We start from the raw sequence: 23,802 nt of genomic DNA on the forward strand, positions 1-23,802 counted from the left end.
CAGAAAATCTGTAGAATCACTAATATATATGCCGTTCTGCGAACAGCAACCATTCTGATCATGGTAGCTGTATTCCTATTCAAATATTATTTACCTCCCCGATCAACACCTTTTTCCCTTCAAACGCAAAGCCGTAATGACAGATCCGGTCTGCAGAAATGCCCTGTGCCAGCAACTCGGCATCATAGTTTTTCTCCTTGATCTGATCTAATGCAGACTGTACGGTGTCCTGCAGGGATGACTCTTCGTCCGGTTCATGCACCTTAAATTCAATCACGATTGCTTTATCCTGCTGATTTAACGGCATAAGCATGACATCGTATCGTCCGTATCCGCTTTCGCGGTTCGAACGAATCTGATATCTTTCCCGCAGATCCGCAAGCAGTCCTAAAACAAATCCATGATAAAACCGCTCCGGCTGAGTTTTCCTGGAAGGTCTTCTCCCGGTATCAAAGCTGCTAAATGTCGTAAGTGCCACATCATTCATATAAATATTCATTTCCTTTAGACTGCCCTTTAACATAGCTTTTACAAAATCATTATAATTGGCATCCTGATTCTTAAACCACCCTGCAAACATATTTTCAAACATGCTTTCTGTTTCCAGATTGGTAATCGTGAGATGGTACCACGGTTTATTTAACATTCCACGATACTCCACCTGATCGGCTTTTAAATATCCACTTGCAAGCAGAAGACTCCAGATTGCATTTTCATCCTGATCAAGCTGATTATAAACAATCTGCTCGTCAAAATTCACCACGATCTCCTGTCCTTTCAGCAGATCCTCCATCTTCTCCTTCACATCCACAGATGCCGTCCGGATCAGCCGGCTCACAAGTCCGTTAGAACTGGTCGCAGCCCAGTAAGCACGCAGCTTTTTCTCTTTCAGATAATTGGTAATAGACCACGGATTATAAATATCCCGATACTCTCCGAAAGTAAAACCATCATACCACTGCTTTACCTCATCCTTTTTGTCAGACATCTCATATTCATCCAATGCCGCAAAGACTTCCTCCTCTGTAAAACCGAAACAGTCTGCATACAGATCCGAGGTCGTTGTTACAACACGCAGGTTATTCAGATCTGAAAAAATAGACTCCTTAGACACTCTGGTAATGCCTGTCATAATGGCACGCTCCAGATAAGGATTCGTCTTGAATGTTGCATTAAACAGACTTCTCACAAAACTCGTAAATTCATCCCAGTATCCCTGAATGTAAGCTTCCTGCATCGGAGTATCATATTCATCCAAAAATATAATTACCTTTTTACCATAGTATTTTTCCATCCACTCTGCCAGATTTCTCAGCGAATCCTGTGCCGTTACATCATCCATACTGACTACAACATTATCATAGCGCTCCCGTTCCCTATTATCAAAAATATCCGTATCAATCAGGTATTTGTTTTCTCTGTAAACTCTTGCTATTTCCCCTTTAACCTGTGCCTTGGCCTCTTCCAGATTCCCTGCTTTCACCGAAGCAAAGCTCAGAAAGAGCACCGGATATGTTCCCTGCAGCTGTCGATACTTCTCTTCCTTCCAGATAGACAGTCCGGCAAACAGATCTGCCCGGTTGGCATATTTATTCGAGAAGAAACACTCCAGCATGCTCATATTTAAGGTCTTACCAAAGCGGCGGGGACGGGTGATCAATGTTACCATGTCCTGGGATTCCCACCATTCTTTAATAAAATGGGTTTTATCGACAAAATAGCAGTTTCTTTCTCTCAGGTCTGAAAATCCCTGTATTCCTATACTGATTGTTTTTTTCATACACTCACCTGCTCTCTATACATTATCCTAAATTTACGCACGTTTTCTCTTGCGTCTATTATAGCGGTATTCCATATAGGATACAAGTCAAATCAAAAAATTACAAACATCTTTCAGCTCACCATTCTTTTCTTGTTTTTGTGATCATTTTGCAAAAGCAATACCATTTTAAGACTTTTCATTCAAAATCTAATGCTTCTTTCATGGATTCTGAATACGACTTTTTTTATATAATTATTCATAACTGTTAACCTAGCACAAAAGGAGGATTTTACATCTTGCGCACAGTTTTACCATATATCCAGAAAATGGGCGGACAAATTTTATACCTCGTTTCACATACTATTCTGGAATCGCAACTCAGAGAGGAGATTCTGGATGCCGCCCTTAGCGATTATTCCCGTTCAGATGAAACTTTAGACTCCATAACCGTTTGGACATATCATCGTCTGGCAAAATTATGCGTCCACCAGCTCCTACCACATTTTGATGTGATTGTCTGCGATGAGGCGCATTTTTTTCTGACGGATTCCACATATGCAATTGATGAAGTTGCACTTTCCTACGATTGGATCACACAACAAAAAAGTCCGAAAATATTATTGAGTGCAACGATTGATTCAATTTTTCATTATATGAAAGATCACTTGGAACTATCCGTCGACAGGGTCATTCATCCTAATAGCATGCAGATTAATATATCCGGTTCCAAATCAGCGATACGTTATCATGCAGAACCTGATTATTCCTCTCTGTGCGTCAAATACGTCACAAAGAATGCTGAAATTGTAACTTTATGTGAGAAAAACAAGAAAGAAAAAAAGAAAAAAAGTCTGATTTTCGTAAGTTCAAAAGAAACTGGGGAAAAAATCTTACAGAAGCTTCAAGCGAAAAAAGTGAGAGCCATTTTTTTAACCGCCGATAACAAGGAGCTTGAGGAGCAAGCAAAAACGATTCGAACGATATCCGAAAAAAGCCGTTTCGATTCTGACGTCTTGATTGCCACTGCAGTTTTGGATGTAGGTGTGTCCATTAAAGATCCCAATGTCAATCAAATCTTCATCAGATCTTATAACTCCGAGTAATTTTTACAAATGCTCGGACGGCTTCGGGTACCGACTGATGCGAGATATGAAGGCATTACACTTTTCATACATAAAATCCGCAAACAAGATGTCGATCATCGTCTGGGTCAAGAACGGACATACCTGCAAATTTTAGAAAAAGCTCGTCATTCTCAAAATTTAGATCATGATATTGCGAGCAACGAAATTAACAAATATCTGTTTTCTTCATACAGCCTTGCAATCTCCTGCTTGATCTGGGTTTTGGCATCCTTCAGATTGCCGGCTTTCACAGCAGCAAAACTCAAAAAGATCACCGGATATGTTCCCTACAGTTTCCGATACTCCTCGTCCTGCCAGATAGAAAGTCCTTCAAACAGATCTGCCCGGTTCGCATATTTATTAGAAAAGAAGCAGTCCAGCATACTCATATTTAACGTCTTACCAAAACGCCTCGGACGTGTGATCAATGTTACAACATCCCGGTTTTCCCACCATTCCTTTATAAAATTTGTCTTATCTACAAAAAACAATCTTGCTCTCTCAAAGCAGAAAATCCCTGTATTCCTATACTGATTGTCTTTCTCATACAATCACCTGCTTTCATTTTAGGACTGTGCAACCACCATACACTTTTGCTTTCATTATAACGATATTTTCTTCAGGTTACAAGCCAAACCATAACACAAACCGTCACATATCCTCTTTTTTCACCCGGGAAAAATACGCAATATCGTGATACACCCGGAAACGTCCCTTTTCATTCAAGATCTCATGACGCATGCCCGGATACAGACGGAAAGAAACACGATCATAGCCACGCCTCTTCAAATGCCGTACTGCCTGCAAAAGTTTTTTGCGGCCTCCGAGACATGGATCATCCTCTCCCGATACAAAAAGGATCGGCAGATTTGGATTTCGTACCTCCCATCCCTTTCTATCATAGGTGCTCCGCATCAGCCATAACAGGGATTCGTACCCATTCAGCGTAAAGGTAAAGTTGCAAAGGGGATCTTTATTGTACTTCTCCACCACCGTGTGATCGGAACAGATCCAGGCGTGGATCAGCTTTTCTGCCCGGAACGGACGATCAAACATATTGGCAAAGATCCCGTCTGCCAATATACTCCTGCTGTGGGGATCCTTCATTTTCTGAAGCATCTGTATCAATGCAGAACCAAGAGGTGCCATTGGATTTTTGCCCGGACAGCCACAGACGATCAGCCCATCTAACTCCCGGTCATACTTTTTCAGATAACAGCGTACCGCCAGTGATCCCATGCTGTGTCCCATCATAAAATATGGCAGACCCGGGTATTGCTTCTTGATGATCCGCGTGATCTGGTGCAGATCTCTTACCAGAAATCTGCCTCCGTCCTTGCCAAAATATCCAAGCCCTGCCGGAATATCCTGCTTCTTTCCTAATACTTTATCCGCATCGGTCGAAACTGCTTCCCTGCGGCTCGCACCATGCCCCCGGTGATCATGGATCACACAAAGATATCCTCTCTCTGCCATATATCTCATAAACGGCAGGTATCTCTCCTTATGCTCACACATGCCATGGGCTATCTGCAATACAGCTCTGGGACGGGATGGAATCACCATCATTCCCTCTAACGGCATCCCATCCTGTGCCGAGGCGATTACAAAATATTTGCGACGAATCCCCCCCGGCCGCTCTGTTTTATCTGCACGATACCGGCTTTCAGAAACTGTCATACTCTGTCGTCTTCTCTTTGCTGCTGTCCATTTTTTCGTACATCTTTTTTGATTCATATGCATCCACTCCTCTATGAATGTATCAATCGCCATGCCTTTCACTCACATTTTCCGGCAATATCCTTTGATCTGCATTTCAACGCTGCGATCTCCTCCTGCGTGAGCCTGCGGTATTCGCCCGGTGCCAGACCCGGATCAAGCACAATCCCTCCCAGGCTCAGACGTTTCAGATAAAGCACCGGATGGCCCACGGCTGCCAGCATTCTTTTAACCTGGTGAAATTTTCCTTCACAGATGGAAAGCTCCAGACAAGACTCGTCCTCTCCCGGATAGCCTGGATCCTCCGGGACCATATCAAGCTCCTTTTTATCCAGACAGCGCACCTTTGCCGGCCGCGTCAGCTTGTCCTCTCCGATATCCACGCCCTTTTCCAGACATTCCACCTCATTATCCCCTAATGTACCCATAACACGGACAAAATATGTCTTCCACACATGCTTTCCCGGTGCCAGCAGCTCATGGGATAATGCTCCGTCATTAGTGATCAAAAGCAGTCCTTCCGTATCCTTGTCCAGTCTGCCGACCGGAAAGATATCCTTTTTGCTGCTGTCCGTGATCAGGGACAGTACCGTCCGGCAGGTGTTGTCCTTTGTGGCCGATACAACGCCCTGTGGTTTATTCAACATATAATATACATATTTTTCATAAGAGACCTTCTCTCCGTCCAACTCCACATTGTCCTCTTCTGTCACCTTCTGCTCCGGTCCCGATGCCGGAGCTCCATTGACAAAAACACGGCCTGATTTGATGAATTTCTTCACCTCAGACCGTGTTCCCATGGACATCTGTGCCAAATATTTATCTAACCGCACAATGTTTCCTCTCTTAATACTATATTAATTCGTTGTACATATCTTCGTACTTCTTGGCAGAATGATTCCAAGAGAAATCCATTGCCATGCCACGGTCAATGATCTTATTCCACTCTCTCTTGCGATTATAATATACATCCTTTGCATAACGGATAGTTGCCAGCATCTCATGTGCATTGTAATTTGCAAAAGAGAATCCTGTTCCTTTTCCCTCATATTCATTGTACGGCTCCACCGTATCCTTCAAGCCGCCGGTCTCGCGGACAATCGGCACCGTACCATAACGAAGACTCATCAACTGACTCAATCCACACGGCTCAAAGAGAGATGGCATCAGAAATGCATCACACGCCGCATAAATCTTGTGGGAACGCTCATTGGAGTAGAAAATATTCGCAGAAACTCTTCCATGATATTTCCACTCGAAGTGACGGAACAGATTTTCATAACGCTCCTCACCGGTACCGAGAACTACAAGCTGTGTATCCTCGGCACAAATCTCCTCAATCACATAATCGATCAGGTCAAAGCCCTTCTGATCTGTCAGTCTGGAAACAATACCGATCATAAATGTCTTGTCATTCTGATCAAGCCCCAGCTCCTTCTGAAGACCTCTCTTATTTTTGATCTTCTCCTTACGGAATGTCTTTGCATTGTAATTTGCGTAGATCAGAGGATCTGTCTCCGGATTGTACTCATCATAATCAAGACCGTTTACAATACCACGCAGGCAGTTGCTGCGGGCACGCATCAGACCGTCCAGATGCTCACCGTAAAATGGCATCTTGATCTCCTCTGCGTAAGAATCACTGACTGTCGTTACCATGTCAGCATATACGATACCACCCTTGAGATAATTGGCATCTCCATATGCCTCCAGCTTATCACTGGTGAAATAGTACTCATTCAATCCTGTGATGTCGATCACCTTCTGCTTATCCCAGATACCCTGAAACTTCAGATTATGTATGGTCATAATAGTCTTGATACCATGGTAGAATGAATTATCGTTAAAACTATCCTTGATATATACTGGGATCAGACCTGTCTGCCAGTCATGACAGTGAATGATATCCGGTCTGAAATCCAAAGAAGGCATTGCTGATAATGCTGCCTTACAGAAAAATGCAAACTTCTCAATATCCTCATAAATATTGCCATATGGGTGGAAACCTGCAAAATAGAACTCATTGTCAATAAAATAGAAATGAACTCCCTCATACTCCATCTCTAAAATACCAACATACTGGCTTCTCCAGGCCAGATCCATATAAAAATGCGTCTTGTACTGCATTTTGTCCTTCCACTCCTGTGGAATACATGCGTACTTCGGAATCATAACACGCACATCATACTCTTTCTTGTTAAAGTACTTTGGCAGCGACCCCACAACGTCTGCCAGTCCTCCGGTTTTCACAAATGGAACACACTCGGAAGCCACGAATAATATGTTTTTCATATACACCCTCCATTCAGTTTGTAAACTCCAATGTATGCCACGGATCTTTCTCTGTGTCCGCGCACCTATTGTATTAATTATACCTTATTTCGCAGCTTGTGAAAAGTGTTTTTTATGAAAAGTTGCGTATTTTGCGTCCGTCATATAAGAATCCCTCTCAGGCACGAAGCTTATATTCTAACCGGATCTTATCTGCGATCAGTGCAATAAACTCCGAGTTGGTTGGCTTTCCTTTACCGGAATTGACCGTATAGCCAAATAACTCCTCAATGGTCTCCATTCTGCCACGGCTCCACGCAACCTCGATCGCATGCCGGATCGCGCGTTCCACCCGGCTGGAGGTGGTTTTATAATTCCGTGCGATCGTAGGATACAGCACCTTTGTGATGGCTCCCAGCATTTCGTTATCATTGACGGACATAATAATTGCATCCCGAAGATACTGATATCCTTTAATGTGTGCCGGAACACCGATCTCGTGGATCACGTCCGTAACATCCGACTCCAGTGTATCTGCCATGCGTCTGTGTTTATTCTCAAAAACCGTATTAATGACCCGCTGTTCCCCGTCCGCCATGTTTTTTTCATTTTGTCCCACTGCACGCACTCTCGATACCACTACCCGCGTATCAAAAGGCTTGAGAATATAATAAGCCGCTCCCAGCCGAAACGCATTTTCCGTCACCCGCTCCTGGCTCACTGCTGATACCACTACAAATTCCGGCGACATAGTAGGAGCTCCCTTTTTCATCCGCTCCATCACTCCCAGACCGTCCACCTTAGGCATGATCAGGTCCAGCAGCACCACATCCGGTCTCAGTGTCGATATCTTATGAAGTGCCTCCTCTCCATCCGAAGCCGTTCCCACTACCTCCATATCACTTTCCCGCTCCAGTGCCTCCTTCAGTATCGTCACGATCCGCTTGTTATCATCTACAACTAAAACCTTGATTGCTTCCATATCCTTTCCCCTTTTCCTTGTGCTGTCCCATTTCCGGTACAACGCATCTTCAACACATTTTCCGTGATCTGACCTGTTTCCATTTCCGCTGTTTTCGGTCTCCTTTCCCACTATTTTAGGTCATTGCAAAGAGTATCCGCAAGCTAAACGCAACTGCATATTTCGACGAAAAAACGGCGGAAATACAAATTTCCGCCGTTTTCTTCTCCAATCCTGCGCCCACTCTTTGCCGGACCGTTTTGATCCATTCCTGTTCACAGATCGATCCGGTATTTATTTAAAGAAGCCTTCCATCCGTAGAGATTACCTTTACCTGCCATGGAATCATCTTGCCGCTGTTTTGCAATGCCGTCTTTACTGCATGCTCCAAGCCGCCACAGCATGGAACCTCCATCCGTACGATCAGCACATTTTGGATATCGTTTTGACGAAGGATCTCCGTGAGCTTTTCGCTGTAATCCACATCATCTAACTTCGGACATCCCACCAATGTTACTTTTCCCCGGATAAAATCCTGATGGAAAGACGCATAGGCATATGCCGTACAGTCGGCTGCGATCAGAAGATCTGCCCCCTGAAAATAAGGTGCATTGACCGGAGCCAGCTTGATCTGAACCGGCCACTGGCGAAGCTCGCTGACTGCCTGCCCACTGCCCTCTGTCACTGCTGCAGGAGCAGCCGGACGCTGAAACTGCATCATCCGGCTGCCCGGACATCCTCCTGCCATTGCCTTTTCCTGCATCTGCCTCTCTTTGGCAGCCTTCTCCGCTTTTGCTTTCATCACTGCCGCCTCATCATAATCCGCTGCCTCTCTCTGTTCAAAGGAGATGGCTCCTGTCGGGCAGGATGGCAGGCAGTCCCCAAGCCCGTCACAATAATCATCCCGCATCAGTTTTGCCTTTCCATGAACCAGACCGATCGCCCCTTCATGACAGGCGTTGACACATAAACCACAACCGTTACATTTCTCTTCATCAATCTTTATGACCTGACGTATCATCTTAAAATCCTCCATTTCTTTTGCAGACAAATCATTTCGAAATTGACACTGGCCAAACTGCTGCCCGCTACGTCTGATCCCGAAATAATATTTTTTGAACTGACACTATCTTACGCAAAATCGAAGGAAATTTCCGTTGTTAAAACAACAAAATCAAAAAAGAAATCCTTATATCTCATCATTCTACATTTGTCTCACAGAAATAAACATACACTGTGGTTCCCTCGCCCAGCTTACTGCGAAGCTCCAGACGCACATTATCATGCAGTGCGATGATATGCTTCACGATCGCGAGCCCCAGACCGGTACCTCCCGTAGACTTGGAACGGCTCTTGTCCACCCGGTAAAATCGTTCAAATATCCTCTCCTGATCCTTCTCCGAAATACCAATGCCGTTATCCTTAACCTCCAGCACAGTCCGGTCAACCTCACGGTACACCGAAACATCCACTCTGCCTCCCGGATTGTTATAACGGATCGCATTGTCACAGAGATTGTAGATCAACTCATCCATCATCTGCCGGTTTGCCATAACCATCTGTTTTTCCCCGGAGAAGGAAATGCGGACCTGATGTTTCTCGGCTGCCATCTGAAGCATTTCTACGCTATTGGCTGCCATCTCGCTGATATCCAGTTCCTCCATGATATCCTCCGTGGTCACATCCAGCTCAGACAGACGAATAATATCATTGATCAGTGCCAGCAGACGATTAGAACTTTTGTGAATCTCTTTTGCAAAGCGTTGTACATCATCCCCGGTGGCAATACCGTTTTCAATAAGTTCCGAATAACCGGAGATCGACGTCAACGGTGTTTTCAGCTCATGGGAAACATTGGCAGTAAATTCCTGACGCATATTGGCATTTCGGATAATGTCCTCATGCTGGGTTCGTATGGTTGTGACATATGGCTCCAGCTCCTCATATACATGATACATGGCCGGCCCATCCAGATTCTGTGCCAGCTCCTCGATAGGCTTTACGATACTCTTTGTCAATGCATGGGACAACCAAACGCATGCTGCAAACAAAAGGATACTGAGAGCCACAAGTCTTGGCACCGTACTGATCAGAATGCCTGTCATACTGCTTACTTCCTTGGAAATACGAAGTACATCTCCATTGTCCAGACGGACAGCATAATAAAATGCGCTTTTCCCCATAGTCTGGGAATTACGGACAGCCTTTCCCTCCCCATCTGCAAATGCAGCCTTGATCTCCGGACGGTTTTTATGATTTCCCATATCCTTAACATCTGCATAATTGTCACAGATTGCCTGGCCATCCGGTCCCACCAGCGTGATCCGGATCCTTTTGGGAATTTCTCTCATATCTGCATGATCCGGATCCGAGACAATATTCCATGCATCTGACTCGATCATCACATCGGCAGAGTTTTTCAGATCCTCGATCACTTCCTTGGTCAAAATCCCATAAAAGACAGTGGCAGAAAGTGCCACTGTCTCCAATATGGTGATAACTGTTAATATGATACACATAAAATTGATCCGCCGTTTCATCCTCAGCCCTCCTCCATTTGTTAAACCAGATTCATGCAATATCCCACATTACGGACTGTCTTAATATACTTTCCGGCATCTCCCAGCTTATGACGCAGTGTTTTAATATGCACATCCAGTGTACGGGACTCAATCTCACAGTTTGCATGCCAGATATGCTCCATAATGCTGTCTCTCGGAAGTACGATCTCCTGATTCTGGGCAAGATAATGAAGCAGCTCATACTCCTTATAGGTCAGCTCTACCGGCTTGTCTTCCACAAATACCTTTCTCTTTTCATCATCAATCACCAGATCCCCGATCCGCATAATTTTCTCCGAATCCTGATCTCCCACACGGCGAAGCAGTGCCTTCACACGGGAAACAAGCTCCATCACACCAAACGGCTTTGTCATATAATCATCAGCTCCATTGTCCAGCCCCTTGACCTTATCAAGCTCCGTGGTTTTTGCCGTCACCATAATGACAGGTATTTTCCGTGTCTCCCGTCTCTCCCGAAGCTTTTTTAAAATCGTCAGACCATCCTCATCCGGCAGCATAACATCTAACAGGATCAGATCCGGCTTTTTTTCCATAAGCTCTCTGGAAAAAGACTTTCCATCAGCAAATTCTTTGGTCTCGTGACCCGCATTTTTTAATGAAAAGCTCTCAATCTCACTGATATTTTTGTCATCCTCTACAATATAAATCAAAGCCATAATTATCCCGCCTTCCTGATTTTGGAGTAATTGTACCATACAACCACATCAATTAAAATACCCGAAATCCACCGATTCCATGACAGCATCTGCAATATTCACACAGCTGTTTCCTATACGGTCAATGCTGTGAAGAATCTTATTGAATGAAGACGTCAATGCAGCCTTACATTTACCGGTGCTGACACGCTTCATATGATCTTTGCGAAGCTTTAGATCCAGCTCCAGCACCTTGTCTCTCTTCTTAATGATCTTTGCCGCCTTATCCTTATCTCCGGTCTCCATAACCTTCAAAGAAGCGTCATACATATCTCCGATCAGCTTCAGGCTCTTTTCCAGATCCCTTGCCGCATCCTTGGAAAGTACGGACTTTTTCGTTTTCTGTGCTTCTTCCGAAAAGACCGATAAAATATCACCGCAAAGCAGCGAGATCCGGTTTACGTCACTGAGTACATACATAATCCCTGCAGTCTGGGTTGCCTGCTCCTCCGTCAACACACCTGCAGAAAACAGATTGGCCAGATACTCCGTGATTCTGTCATCCAGACTCTGAACCGTCTGAATCTTCTGCTGCAGCTTCTCCTTATATTCTCTGTCTTTAAGAGAAGATACCTCCGCTATCCCCGTGATAATTTCTTTCACAATGCCACTCAGCCGGATCACTTCCTGGGAAACAAGACGAAGTGCTGCTGTCGGCTGGTTGATCAGATTATTATCAAGATACATTGGCTGTGATGCCTCTTTCTCTTTCTGATCTCCCGGTATAATAAACATTACGATCTTTACCAGAAGCCAGATCAGTGGCAGCCATAAAATAGTCATGATCAGGTTAAACCCTGTATGGGCATTGGCAATCTGCCTGGAGATCACCTCCACCTCCGGTCCCTTCGGGGAAATATACTGTATCAGCTTTGCATACGGATGGATAAACCAGATAAAGATCATGCTTCCGCTGATATTAAACATACAATGTGCCAGAGCTGTACGCTTGGCATCCCTGCTCTGTCCGAGACTTGCCAGTAATGCCGTGATCGTTGTACCAATATTGTCACCTAACAGGATCGGAATCGCTCCTGCCAGGCCAAGGATACTTGCTCCGTTTGGTCCTGCCTGCTCTGCAAAATTCTGTAAAACCGCAATGGTCGCAGAACTGCTCTGTACAACAAGTGTCATTAATGTTCCCACACAGACGCCCAGGATCGGGATATCAGCCACCTTTGCGATCATTGCCGTAAAGACCGGACTTCCGGCCAGCGGCTTCATTACATCTCCCATAGTCTCAATCCCTAAGAAAAGAACACCAAATGCAAAAACGGTCTGTCCGATGTTTTTCACCTTCTCGGATTTACATAAGAAAGAAACAATAAATCCGGCAAAAATCAGCACATAAATATAATCACTGATCTTAAATGCAATGATCTGTGCTGTCATGGTGGTGCCGATATTAGCACCTAATATAATAGAAATTGCCTGTGGCAGATTCATCAGACCTGCGCTGACGAATCCAATCGTCATAACAGTTGTCGCACTGCTGCTCTGTAAAACCGCTGTGGTCAATGCGCCTGCCAAAACTCCAAGTATCGGATTTTTTGTCAAAAGTGCCAGAATTGATTTCATTTTCTCGCCTGCTGCCTTCTGCAGACACTCGCTCATCATGTTCATTCCAAACAGGAATAATGCCAACCCTCCCAATAGTCCAAATGCGATCTGAACCGAACTATTCATAAATTTTCCTCCATCTTCTTTACGTGCTTTTATCAACTCTTCTTTTTTACTTCTTAATCATCATAACAAGCACTTGTAAAGCTTATATGGGGGTTATGTAAAATGTAAGTAAAAAATTTTACTTCCTTTTCACCACGTTTTTACTTAGGAGGACACCCATAATATTTCTTATATTTGACAACTGTGGATCTGATTTTTCCTTGAAATAATTGAATATCCGTGGACAATGATCGAAAAATTGTCTTGTCACTTACGGATTTCGAAGAAAAATCACTACACTACTTTAAAGACATAAGAAATATTATGGGTGTTTTCGGGTTCATTCTTTAGCGGTAAATGGCTTTCCATTCGGTGGTTTTGCCGGTGTAGATGGCTTCGAGCTGATCCATCGTGATATCGTTTAATGGATTGTCTGCGTTTACGATCACAGCGATCTCGTCTCTGGCAATGACTTCATAATCTGATCCAGCACATCAACAGAGGGAATTAAAATATCTGCCATACCCTTCAGCCCCTCCGGGAATCGATGGTTCTGTCGCGCCCTCATAACGCTCGCTTTCCAGATTGTGGGAATCACTTCCACCCAGACCAAACACAACATATCCATGCTTCCACAGATAATCCAGGAACGAAACTGCCTCGTCATTTGCTTCAGGCGCATATCCGCAAGTCGGATTATTCACAATCTCCATCAGATGAAGATGTTTTAACGGAAGATCATAATACAGCCACTTCCAGATATGTAAAAACGGATGATTGATGCTCCACAGCCAGCCATTTTTTTCACATTCCCGGATGCTATATTTCATTTTTTTCCAGATATCCTCCTCCCTGGCTTCTTTCATAATATCCAAAAGCTGGGACGGCGCACCGGTACAGCCAAAAATGTTAAAATGTCCCAAACAGGTTGTGATCTCCACTCCCGGCAGGATCATAATATCTGTTTCGGGCCAGCCGATATGCACCACATTATGTTCTGTGTATGACGTTGGATAATTTTTTCATAGAAATCTGTATTCCTTTCTAAGCCCGCAAACTTTGCTATATCCACAAAATTATGCGTTTCATTTACACACTAAAGTACTATTTTATTGTCTTTTCATTTCCCAGCAATACAGCCATACCAAAAGCAGCTCCCGGCAGCAGCGCAAAGACTGCACCGGCAGCGCCCACGGTATTCTGATAATCACTGCTTCCCGTGGTCAGGCAAAAAAGGAGACCAAATACACATCCCATTGCGAGCCAGCGTGTAATATGCATCAGCAGCCACACGCCACCCACTGTTTTTATCTGCCAATCTGTATAATCTAACATCCATTCATATGCTTTCATCATAAGTACCTCCTTTTCTACTGTGTCTGCTCCTCCGGGATCAGCTTGCCATGTACGTGCTCTCCTGTCAGAGAAAAGATCACCCATTCCGAAATATTGGTTGCGTGATCCCCGATCCTCTCAAAATATTTGGCGATCATCAACAGATCCGTCGCCTGCTCCCCACAGTTTGGATCTTCATGGATCAGCTGCACAAGCTCCGACTGAACCTTGCGAAACAGATCGTCTACCACATCATCCTTCTCAATCACGGCCGCTGCCTGAAGCTGATTGCGGTTTACAAATGCATCCACACTGCCCACCAGCATTACAGAAGTCTCCTTTGCCATGCTCTGAATATGATCCAGATGCTTAATATACGATTCCTCTCTCTTCAAAAGCGTTACGATGATCTCCGAAATATCGGATGCGTGATCTCCGATCCGCTCCATATCCGTGATCATTTTAAGTGCGGAAGAAATCTGACGGAGATCTCTTGCCACCGGCTGCTGCTGCAACAGAAGCTTCAGGCAAAGACTCTCAATATCTCTTTCCTGACGGTTGATCTGCTCATCGGAATCAATGACATATTTTGCCAGATCAATGTCCTGTGTTACCAGAGCCTTGATGGTATGCTCAATCGCCTTTTCGATCATGCTTCCCATCTCGATCAGCTCATCATTTAATTTATTTAACTGTTTATCAAAATGTGTTCTCATTTCTCTGCCACCTCTTTTTTGAACTGCTTTATTAACAATAACCTGCTATTTTAAAATCTTTATGGCATATACGCCACAATCTCCATCATCCGAAACGTCCTGTGATATAATCCTCTGTCCGCTTATCCTCCGGCATAGAAAACAGCTTCTCGGTATCGTTATATTCCACCATCTCACCCAGCAGAAAAAATGCCGTCTTGCTGGAGATACGAGTTGCCTGCTGCATATTATGGGTTACCATAATAATAGTGTAATCCTTCTGCAGCTCCAGTGCGAGTTCCTCAATATGAGCGGTAGAGATTGGATCCAGTGCCGATGTCGGCTCATCCATCAAAATAACCTCCGGTTCCACTGCCAATGCTCTTGCAATGCAGAGACGTTGCTGCTGTCCGCCGGACAGGCCAAGTGCCGACTTTTTAAGACGATCCTTTAACTCATCCCAGATTGCCGCCTGACGCAGGGACTTCTCCACAATAGCATCCAACTTCTGTCTTGAATGGATTCCGTGGGTTCTCGGTCCATATGCAATATTGTCATAAATGCTCATTGGAAATGGATTGGGATTCTGAAATACCATTCCAACTCTCTTCCGGAGATGATTCACATCCATATCCCCATAAATATTTTCATTTCCCAGCATAACCGTTCCCTCGATCCGGCATCCTTCCACCAGATCATTCATCCGGTTTAAGGATTTCAAAAAGGTACTCTTACCACAGCCGGACGGTCCGATAAATGCGGTAATACGATTCTGAGGAATATCAATATTGATATCCTTCAATGCGTGAAAGCTGCCATAATGAAGATTTAACTTCTCAACATGAAACTTTGTTGCCGCAGATACCGGATGCTCCGATGCCTCAACCACAACATTTGAATATACTGAATCCATAACTTTTCCTCTTTTCTAAATAAATCTGATTTTCTTTTTATATCAAAACTGCTTACGCAGAGAATATGCTGTCGATCACATTCATTAAACCTTTGATTTCAGCTTGTTGGCCAAAATGTTAGAGATAAAATTGATGACAATCACAAATACCAGCAATACAACTGCTGTAGCAAACGCCTGATCCGTATGAAGACCTTCCTTTGATAAGTTGTACATATGTACGGAAAGGGTTCTTACCGATGAACCGAAGAAGCCCTTGATTCCGGCAGTTACCTTAGGAACTGCTGCCACTGTACCTGCCGTAAAGATCAATGCGGCAGTCTCTCCCACGATACGCCCAATGGAAAGGATCACACCGGAAAGAATTCCCGGTACTGCCGATGGAAGTACCGTCCGGAATACCGTCCGAAGCTTTCCGGCTCCCAGTCCGAAACTTCCTTCCCGGTAGCTTTTCGGCACTGCCAGAAGTGCTTCCTCACTGGTTCTCATAATCGTCGGCAATACCATGATCGCCACCGTCAGCGCACCGGATATCAGTGAATATCCCATATGAAGTGCTGTACAGAAGAACAGCATTCCGAACAATCCATATACGATTGACGGAATACCTGACAACGTCTCTGCCGTCACCCGGACAAGTCCGACAATTTTATTTCCCTTCTTTGCATATTCCACCATATAGATCGCTGCAAAGATTCCAAGCGGTCCTGCCACCACAATTGCAAGGATCGTCAACAGCAATGTGTTGATCAACGCCGGCAGCATAGACACATTGTCTGAATTATACGTCCAGGCAAACAGCTCCGGTGTCAGATGAGGCACTCCCTTTACCAGAATGTAAACAATCAGCGATCCCAGTGCCAATACCGTGATCACCGCCGACAGGATTGTCAGCAGCAGCACCACCAGAGAACCTGGATGATGGAGATATGTTTTTAATTTCACCTTCATTTTCCTACATTTCCTTTCTGTAATTCGCAAATGGCCAATTCAAGGGAACGAAAATATTTCCCATAACATAAGAAAAAGCCATCGCTTTATTCACGATGACTTAATCTTAAATTTATGAAGTAAAATCTGCTATCCTGTTTACGTCAAATCTGTGTAAAATATCTGTGAAGTGGTTATTGAGCCCACTTTGCTCCCATTTCCTATCCTTTTGTCTTTACTTTTTTCACCTGACTCCATTTTCCATTGACCGCCTGATTATTGTTAGCACTATTTCCATAGGCATATGCTCTGATACGGATATAATAGGTTCTGTTCTTCTTAAGGCGAAGCGTTGTTTTCTTTCCATATACCATTCCTACCTTTGCCCCTGCAAAGTTTCTCTTTGTAGAATACTGGATAATATACCATTTAGCCCTTGCCGGCTTTTTCCATGTAAGTTTCACTTTTCCATTTTTCAATGCAGAAACTTTTTTTATTTTCACTTTACCCGGTTTTGCCGGTGCACTTATATCGTCATCATCATCTATGTTGACTCTGTATTCCGTTTTTGCCGCCTTGGCTGACGCAGACGGTAATGGAGTGGCACTTGTTTTCGTTTCATCTGATGCGGACGGCGTTGGAGAACCACCCGGCTGTTTCGGTGCCGGTGTATCTGTTGCCGGCTGGTCCGGTTTTGGAGTAACATTATTATCTCCTGTTGACACCTTTCCAAACGGATAATAATTGTCGCTTAATGTGAAATTCCCATCACTGGTACTCGTGATTCCATTAATACTTCCGGCTTCTCCCATTTTACCTGACCGAACCTGCGCACCAGACTTCCATAAAGACTGATCCGATAAATCCACATAAATCATAGGCCTTACACCTGAAATGGTCTGTACCGAAATACTAGGACTTAATATTCCCTGTGTCATCACAGCCTGCGCAGAGCTTAATGAATTAGAAGAATTACGAAGCCAGTATGCGTCAGCGCATTCTGTACCGGAATACATTCCCGGTTTTCCTGCGGTATATTTTGTATTCGAAGCAATTCTGGCATTGTCTGCCTCATTATAAGCAGCATTACCAAATCCATATTCTGAACGCAGCATATCATCATGGGATGGAACAAATACCTTGTCCATTGTTGTATTCGTTGTCAACAATATTGGATCTTTTCCATCTCCATTCTGCAATATCTGTATCTGAATTGCTTTTTGTTCCTTGTCATTAAATGCCGTCGCATAAAAATTAGAATTCAGCCAGTTTCTTAAATCTGAAGTTTCCCAGGAACTCTCCTCACCTTTGTAATACTTTCCCGATTCCAGAATCTTATCTGCTAACAGCAATGCATAATTACCATCCTGCCGCAGAATTCTCCACTGAATTGGCTGCATTTCATCCTTTTTATCTGCAGTTCCATCACCATTAGTATCATCTTGCCAATATCTTCCAAAATAAATGGTATTCCATTTGCCGTCTGTCTGTGTATCACCCGGAAGCTGACTACCAGGATTATCCGGAGCCTGAGTCTGTGGAGGCAGCGTCACCTTCCCCTGGGAAGTTGGTGTTACTGTCGGAGTTGGTGTTACTACCGGAGTCGGCGTAACTGTCGAAGTTGGCGTAACTGTCGGAGTTGGTGTTACCACCGGAGTCGGTGTTACTGTCGGAGTTGGCGTAACTGTCGGAGTTGGCGTAACTGTCGGAGTTGGTGTTACTATCGGAGTTGGTGTTACCTTCACCGGTGCCTGCCCTGTAGTAGTGAAACTCCTTCTGGAATCCTTAAATTCATGTCCGTCCACAATGGCATACATTTCAAAATAATAGGTTGTACCCGGAGTTAATGTAATCTGCATATCATTATTCAGATTACAATTATAGTTCACATAGCTCGTAGACAAACCACAATTTTCGGAATAATTCTTAATCAGGTCTCCATTAGCATTATAAAGATAACATCCTACCGTTGAAACCGTATGTTTATCCGGATTCATTACTTTAACATACATTTCCGCATTCGTGTCCCAGACTCCATTTTGATTAAAGTCGGCAAAGGTAATATTAGGAACTGCCGGCTGTGCCGGTACATTACTCGTATAACTCGGACGAATAGCACATGCTAATGCCGAAATATTAAACCAGTTTCGTGTACAGTAGGATTGATTGTTGAAATTCTGATTAACCGCATTAAATCCCACACTGTCTGCTGATATAATAATTCCTACATGACCATATGCTGACGTATTGCAGGTGCCGCAACTGTGGTTCACCTTCCAAACGGCGATATCTCCCGGCTGATAATCTCCGTATACTCTGGTCCATCCCGGCGGCAGCGCATTGGTAATATATGCGTTGGCATTTCCTTTAGCATAACCTGCAACACCGAAATAATCATAATAATACTTGATCAAATCTACACATTGATTTCCATAAGCTCCATCGTAATCCAGTCCCTTTCCAATCTGAGCATTTGCCCACGCCACGGCTTCATCCCGTGTTGCAGCTTGTGCTGTCGCAGAATAATCTGCAAAGGTTCCACAGATTACACTGGTAATCATTAGGGAAACTGCCAAAAATACTGACAGAATCCTGCGTCCTGTTTTCTTTTTCATATACATCATCCTTTCTTTTTACTATGTGATTATTATTGTATCACATCCCTTTCCTGCAACTCTTTCCGTTTTTTTCACTCATCCTCATTTACTCAATCGGATTCGCTCTTCCTCCATTTACAATTGGATTCGAGTAATCTTTTTTCTTTTTACTTGATCCCGTTGATCTGCTTGTAGAGGATGTCGGGGATTTCGTCTGCGTCCTTGTCTGGGACTGTGCAGATGTCGAAGTCTGTGCCACAGGTTTGGCACCATCGCTGATCACCAGTCCCACCATTTTTCCTTTTTTCACTGTTTTTCCGGCAGCAATCTTCTGCTGCATCACAGCGCCCTTCTTATAGCTGCTGCTATACTGATAAGACAAAATCTTATATTTCAGTCCCTTCCTGTGCAGTTTCTTGATGGCTTTTTCCTTATCTATGTTCAGGACGGAAGGAACTACCACCGGCTTGCTTCCCTTGCTGATAACCAATTTAATCTCACTTTTCGTTCCTTTTTCAAATTTTTCTCCGGCAGAAATACTTTGGCGAATGACACATCCTTTCTTTATCTTATCGCTATATTCCTGTGAAGCAGTCACTTGAAGCTGCTGATCTTCCAGACTGTTAATTGCAGCTTTCGCTGCCTGGAGGGTTTTCTTCTTTACATCTACCATCGTTATCTCTTCAACCGGTTCTGTCGTCTGTACCGTATTATCCGTCTCTGACAATGCATCTGCAGAGGTGGATGGATCTACAGAGGACTCCTTTTTTGTTTCATTTTGTACAGGCTTTGACGGGCTCGTGCCCTTATAAATCATACGACCCGCCACTACAATGATGACCACTCCAAGAATTGCGGCAATGGTAATTACAATTTTACGCGGGGATCGGTCATTTTCTTTGGCACCAGAGTATCCCGATTTCCGAGAATCTGTCTCTTTTTTGGGATTCACCGGTTTCAATGGATCTATATCTTTTGAAACTGCTACATACTTTGAGGATTCTGCCGGTTCGACATCTGCTTCTGGCTTTGGCGGTTCTTCCGGTTTGACATCTGCTTCTGGCTTTGGCAGTTTTTCCGGTTTGACGTCTGCTTCTGGCTTTGGCAGTTGCGCCGGTTCGACATCTGCTTCTGGCTTTGGCGGTTCTTCCGGTTTGACATCTGCTTCTGGCTTTGGCAATTCCGCCGGTTTAGAATCCTCTTCCGACTTTGGCGGTTCTTCCGGTTTGATATCCACAGGCGGCTTTACCTGTTCTTCCTTTGCCGATGCAAAATTGTCGGGTTCCTTTGTATTCTTCCATATGGCAATAGATTCACTTTGGTCATATTCCATCAGCTCCGGTATTTCCTTTTCGTTCTTCTTCTCCTCCCGGATACGAATCGAATCCTCTATTGCTTTCTGTACTTCCTTTTTGCTTTCTTCCTCTAACTCCTCCTGCTCCACGATCTCCAGCAGTTCTTGATCCTTCCGAAACTGCTGTGATGGTGGGATTTCCGAATCACTGTACAGATCGTTGCACAAATCCCGAATGCTCTGATAACGATTTTGATAAATTGGTGCCAATCCCTTCATCAAAGCATCACTTTTCTCTTTATCAACAGGAATCTCTAATTCATCAAAGCTTTGTAGTGTATCTTCATAAGTCCTCTCAATAGATTCCGGTGGCTTTTTTCCTGTCAACATATAATAAATCGTTGCACAGATCGCATACACATCCGTCCATGGCCCCTGCTTTCCATTGGAACGATACTGCTCCTCCGGAGCAAAGCCTCTTTTCAACACAACCGTCAGACTTTTATTATTATCATTATTGGCTAATCTGGCCGCACCAAAATCAATCAGTTTAATACATCCATCCGAAAGCATAATATTATCCGGACTGATATCGCGGTGTACCATGCCCGCCTGATGAATCTTTTCCAATGAACGCATAACCGGCTTCATAATCTGAAAAACATATTCCGGCTTCATACGTCCATATTGTTTGATATGTTCCTCTAGCGTCGGTCCCTTTAAATATTCCATCACAAGGTATGCCGTATTATTTTCATGAAAGAAATCGCGAATATCTACAATTCCATGTAAATCATGAAATTTAGACAATGTCCTTGCCTCACGAATATAACGTTCCAACCCCAGTTTGTATTCCTGCTCAGATCTTCCTCCAAAAATATTGATATCATTGGTCAGCGATGCAGTGCAGTCACGGCTTGCCACATTTGCCGGAAAGTACTCCTTAATTGCCACTGTCATATCAAGAATTGTATCCCATCCAATATAGGTAACACCAAATCCACCTTCCCCTAATACAATTCCAACATAAAACCGGTTATTTAATAATGTTCCCGGTTTCAGGCATCTTGGATTGGCATAATATAATTCATTTTGATATTGGCATTTGGGACATATTTTCTGCCCCTCCTCCAAGGGCTCCATACAAGCCCAACAACGATTAAATTTCTCCATTTTTATTCTGCCTTTCTACTCTTATGTTTACGTTCAAGCCGCTTCTTATCCGGCATTTCTGTTTATTTCACTTTCAGACCGGCTGACCATTTACTGTATATCTTTTTGCCATTCACAATATCATAGCTGCGGACTCTCAGAAAAAAGCCCTTAGCTTTTATTTTTTTTACAATCTTTTTTTGCAGTTTTCCTTTCATTCTGCTTTGATTTTTCCACTTTTTTCCGTTCCAACTATATTGTGTTTCATAATATTTTCCCTCAGCCTGCTGAAAGCTTAATGTCATATGTTTTCCTTTGGTCGAAGCAGAAGCCTTGGGCAATTTCAATGAATCACCAATCCGAAGCGTTTGTTTACTGCTAAAATTGCCTGCCGTCCTCTCTCCATCATCTGTTTCCGTATAAGGTAAAATACGATATGTGTATGTTTCTCCTGTTTTTACACTTCGGTCAGTATAATTGATTGCATCCCCCATAGGCACATCTGCGATCTTCTTTTCGGAAGATGCACCTTCTTTCCGATAAACATAAAATCCATCTGCTTTTGGTGACTTATTCCAACTAAGATTCACCACTTTCCGGTAACAAAAGCCCGACTGCTTCACATAGGAAGAGACGGCCCTCAATCCACTAACCGTAAGCCTTGCTGTGTTTGAAGATTTAACCGGCAGTGAAGTACTTGTATTTTGAGGAGACGGTTTTGAAGTCTGTTGCGCAAAAGCCGTCTTAGAAGGAATACTGGTAGTAACCGGTGCTGTTATCACCGGTACTGTTGGTACTGGCGCTACTGTTACCCAGGCTGTCGGAGTTGGTGCTATGGTCACTCGTGCCGTGGGAATTGGTGTTATAGTCACCGTTGCTGTTGGAGCTGCCGTTTTAGGCGGAGCAGATGTTACCACCGGTGACGGGGTTGCATTATTCACCTGCTTCCATACTGCATAAAGTGACAAATTTGCATTTGTATTATATGTACTCCCCGGTGCATATGACGAATTGGTGGAACTTGCAGTACTACTTGTTGACCAGCCTAAAAATTCATACCCTTCTCTTGTTGGTTTAGAGTTACTCAGATAAATGGAGGTTCCATGATTTTTAATCTGACTGTCCGGTGCATTTTTACCTCCATTCGCATAATAAATAATTGCATATGTTTTTTGTTTCCAGACGGCATACAATGTTATATTTTCATTTGCACTGTAAATACTTCCCGGCGCATATGACGAATTGGCGGAAGTTGCTACACTACTTGTTGACCACCCCAAAAATTCATACCCTTCTCTTGTTGGCTTTTGTGAACTGATCGTCACACTTGTATCACAATTTTTATTCACTGAGGAAGGAGCTCCCATTCCTCCGTTAGAATTGTATGATATCGTAGAATATACCGTTAACTTCGCCGGTGTAGAAAAAACATTATCATTACCATAATTGGATACGCGACAGAAATAGTATCTTCCGTTGCAGGAGGCTGTCATGTCCGATGCGGAAATGGTATAACTGCTACTTGTTGCTCCATCAATTAAATGCCAGGTTGAAGTTGAACCATCATAATTGTAGCCCCATTGATAGGACAGATGACTTCCTTTACTTACGGATACAGAAAAGGTAGACGATGTCCCCAGCTTAACAGATCTTGCTGATGGACTGGAAGAAATGGATGCTGCGATATCATAAATATAAAATTCTCCATCGCCATAAAAAGAACTGCCATCCTTGCAGGTTCCATCAAAGTGATAGGTATATTTTCCGGTATTATAAAATGTAAATCCCATGTTTGTATAATTCATGTAATTATTTGCACTGCTGGAATTTCCAATATCATAATTGCCGTCTTTATATATTGATAATGTTACCGACTTCATTGTGTTACTCACCGAAGCATCCCACAAATTGAAATATGTCGTTTGTCCATAATATCCGCATCCTGTCGCATTGCACCCCTGATTGTTCGTGCACGGTATCGTGCTGATGTTAAACGTATACGCTTTTGCTGATTTCACATTGATCAGTGAACCGATAATTAACACGCAAAACAATATTAATTTATTTATCCTTTTCATCGAAAGATCCTCCAAACCCATGTTTATCG

At 43.6% G+C, this 23,802-nt stretch carries 19 protein-coding genes and 1 pseudogene; 1 reads left to right on the plus strand and 19 read right to left on the minus strand.

The features are described from left to right. Positions 1 to 79: 79 nt before the first annotated feature. Positions 80 to 1,780: an AAA family ATPase gene (locus H8704_RS00085; protein WP_249296818.1), complete on the minus strand. Its 1,701-nt coding sequence runs from the start codon at positions 1,778 to 1,780 to the stop codon at positions 80 to 82. Between the two features lie 278 nt (positions 1,781 to 2,058). Here H8704_RS00085 and H8704_RS00090 point away from each other — a divergent pair, with 278 nt between their 5' ends. Next, entirely contained in the window at positions 2,059 to 2,865 is an 807-nt protein-coding gene (locus tag H8704_RS00090; RefSeq protein WP_249296820.1) for a helicase-related protein, read from the plus strand. Between the two features lie 188 nt (positions 2,866 to 3,053). Here the strand turns inward: H8704_RS00090 and H8704_RS14475 are convergent. The 18 genes and pseudogenes from H8704_RS14475 to H8704_RS00180 all read right to left on the minus strand — a co-directional run. Next, positions 3,054 to 3,433: pseudogene (locus H8704_RS14475) on the minus strand (AAA family ATPase); the annotation flags it as partial. Between the two features lie 104 nt (positions 3,434 to 3,537). Continuing rightward, entirely contained in the window at positions 3,538 to 4,623 is a 1,086-nt protein-coding gene (locus tag H8704_RS00100; protein WP_249296822.1) for an alpha/beta fold hydrolase, read from the minus strand. A gap of 41 nt (positions 4,624 to 4,664) precedes the next feature. After that, positions 4,665 to 5,441: a pseudouridine synthase gene (locus H8704_RS00105; protein ID WP_249297091.1), complete on the minus strand. Its 777-nt coding sequence runs from the start codon at positions 5,439 to 5,441 to the stop codon at positions 4,665 to 4,667. A gap of 16 nt (positions 5,442 to 5,457) precedes the next feature. Next, a complete protein-coding gene (gene glgA, locus H8704_RS00110) occupies positions 5,458 to 6,897 on the minus strand; it encodes a glycogen synthase GlgA (protein ID WP_022463427.1) in 1,440 nt (479 codons plus the stop codon). Positions 6,898 to 7,054: 157 nt separating this feature from the next. After that, complete coding sequence (gene spo0A / locus H8704_RS00115) at positions 7,055 to 7,858, minus strand: sporulation transcription factor Spo0A (protein WP_118676621.1); 804 nt, start codon at positions 7,856 to 7,858, stop codon at positions 7,055 to 7,057. A gap of 277 nt (positions 7,859 to 8,135) precedes the next feature. Next, complete coding sequence (locus tag H8704_RS00120; protein WP_118676571.1) at positions 8,136 to 8,858, minus strand: 4Fe-4S binding protein; 723 nt, start codon at positions 8,856 to 8,858, stop codon at positions 8,136 to 8,138. A gap of 178 nt (positions 8,859 to 9,036) precedes the next feature. Next, complete coding sequence (locus tag H8704_RS00125; protein ID WP_249296824.1) at positions 9,037 to 10,377, minus strand: sensor histidine kinase; 1,341 nt, start codon at positions 10,375 to 10,377, stop codon at positions 9,037 to 9,039. A gap of 20 nt (positions 10,378 to 10,397) precedes the next feature. Continuing rightward, the gene (locus tag H8704_RS00130) at positions 10,398 to 11,075 is read right to left on the minus strand and encodes a response regulator (protein ID WP_249296827.1); all 678 of its coding nucleotides are present in this window, start codon (positions 11,073 to 11,075) and stop codon (positions 10,398 to 10,400) included. 48 nt (positions 11,076 to 11,123) lie between these two features. Continuing rightward, entirely contained in the window at positions 11,124 to 12,800 is a 1,677-nt protein-coding gene (locus H8704_RS00135; RefSeq protein ID WP_022463422.1) for a Na/Pi cotransporter family protein, read from the minus strand. Between the two features lie 326 nt (positions 12,801 to 13,126). Further along, complete coding sequence (locus H8704_RS14340) at positions 13,127 to 13,249, minus strand: substrate-binding domain-containing protein (protein ID WP_334299385.1); 123 nt, start codon at positions 13,247 to 13,249, stop codon at positions 13,127 to 13,129. 24 nt (positions 13,250 to 13,273) lie between these two features. Beyond that, on the minus strand, positions 13,274 to 13,765 hold the full coding sequence (locus H8704_RS00145; protein WP_249296831.1) for a CehA/McbA family metallohydrolase domain-containing protein: 492 nt from the start codon (positions 13,763 to 13,765) through the stop codon (positions 13,274 to 13,276). Between the two features lie 118 nt (positions 13,766 to 13,883). Further along, entirely contained in the window at positions 13,884 to 14,135 is a 252-nt protein-coding gene (locus tag H8704_RS00150) for a hypothetical protein (protein WP_249296833.1), read from the minus strand. A gap of 14 nt (positions 14,136 to 14,149) precedes the next feature. Further along, positions 14,150 to 14,830 (minus strand): phosphate signaling complex protein PhoU, encoded by a 681-nt coding sequence (phoU, locus tag H8704_RS00155; RefSeq protein ID WP_249296835.1) that lies wholly within the window; start codon positions 14,828 to 14,830, stop codon positions 14,150 to 14,152. Positions 14,831 to 14,915: 85 nt separating this feature from the next. Then, positions 14,916 to 15,722: a phosphate ABC transporter ATP-binding protein PstB gene (gene pstB / locus H8704_RS00160; protein WP_022463366.1), complete on the minus strand. Its 807-nt coding sequence runs from the start codon at positions 15,720 to 15,722 to the stop codon at positions 14,916 to 14,918. A gap of 84 nt (positions 15,723 to 15,806) precedes the next feature. After that, the gene (gene pstA / locus H8704_RS00165; RefSeq protein WP_249296837.1) at positions 15,807 to 16,673 is read right to left on the minus strand and encodes a phosphate ABC transporter permease PstA; all 867 of its coding nucleotides are present in this window, start codon (positions 16,671 to 16,673) and stop codon (positions 15,807 to 15,809) included. A 200-nt stretch (positions 16,674 to 16,873) separates the two neighbouring features. Next, complete coding sequence (locus H8704_RS00170; protein WP_249296839.1) at positions 16,874 to 19,267, minus strand: DUF6273 domain-containing protein; 2,394 nt, start codon at positions 19,265 to 19,267, stop codon at positions 16,874 to 16,876. 88 nt (positions 19,268 to 19,355) lie between these two features. Beyond that, a complete protein-coding gene (locus H8704_RS00175; protein ID WP_249296841.1) occupies positions 19,356 to 21,716 on the minus strand; it encodes a protein kinase domain-containing protein in 2,361 nt (786 codons plus the stop codon). Positions 21,717 to 21,778: 62 nt separating this feature from the next. Further along, a complete protein-coding gene (locus H8704_RS00180; RefSeq protein WP_249296842.1) occupies positions 21,779 to 23,773 on the minus strand; it encodes an InlB B-repeat-containing protein in 1,995 nt (664 codons plus the stop codon). Between the last annotated feature and the right edge of the window lie 29 nt (positions 23,774 to 23,802).

The organism is Jutongia huaianensis (assembly GCF_014384985.1).
GTDB lineage: Bacteria > Bacillota > Clostridia > Lachnospirales > Lachnospiraceae > Jutongia > Jutongia huaianensis.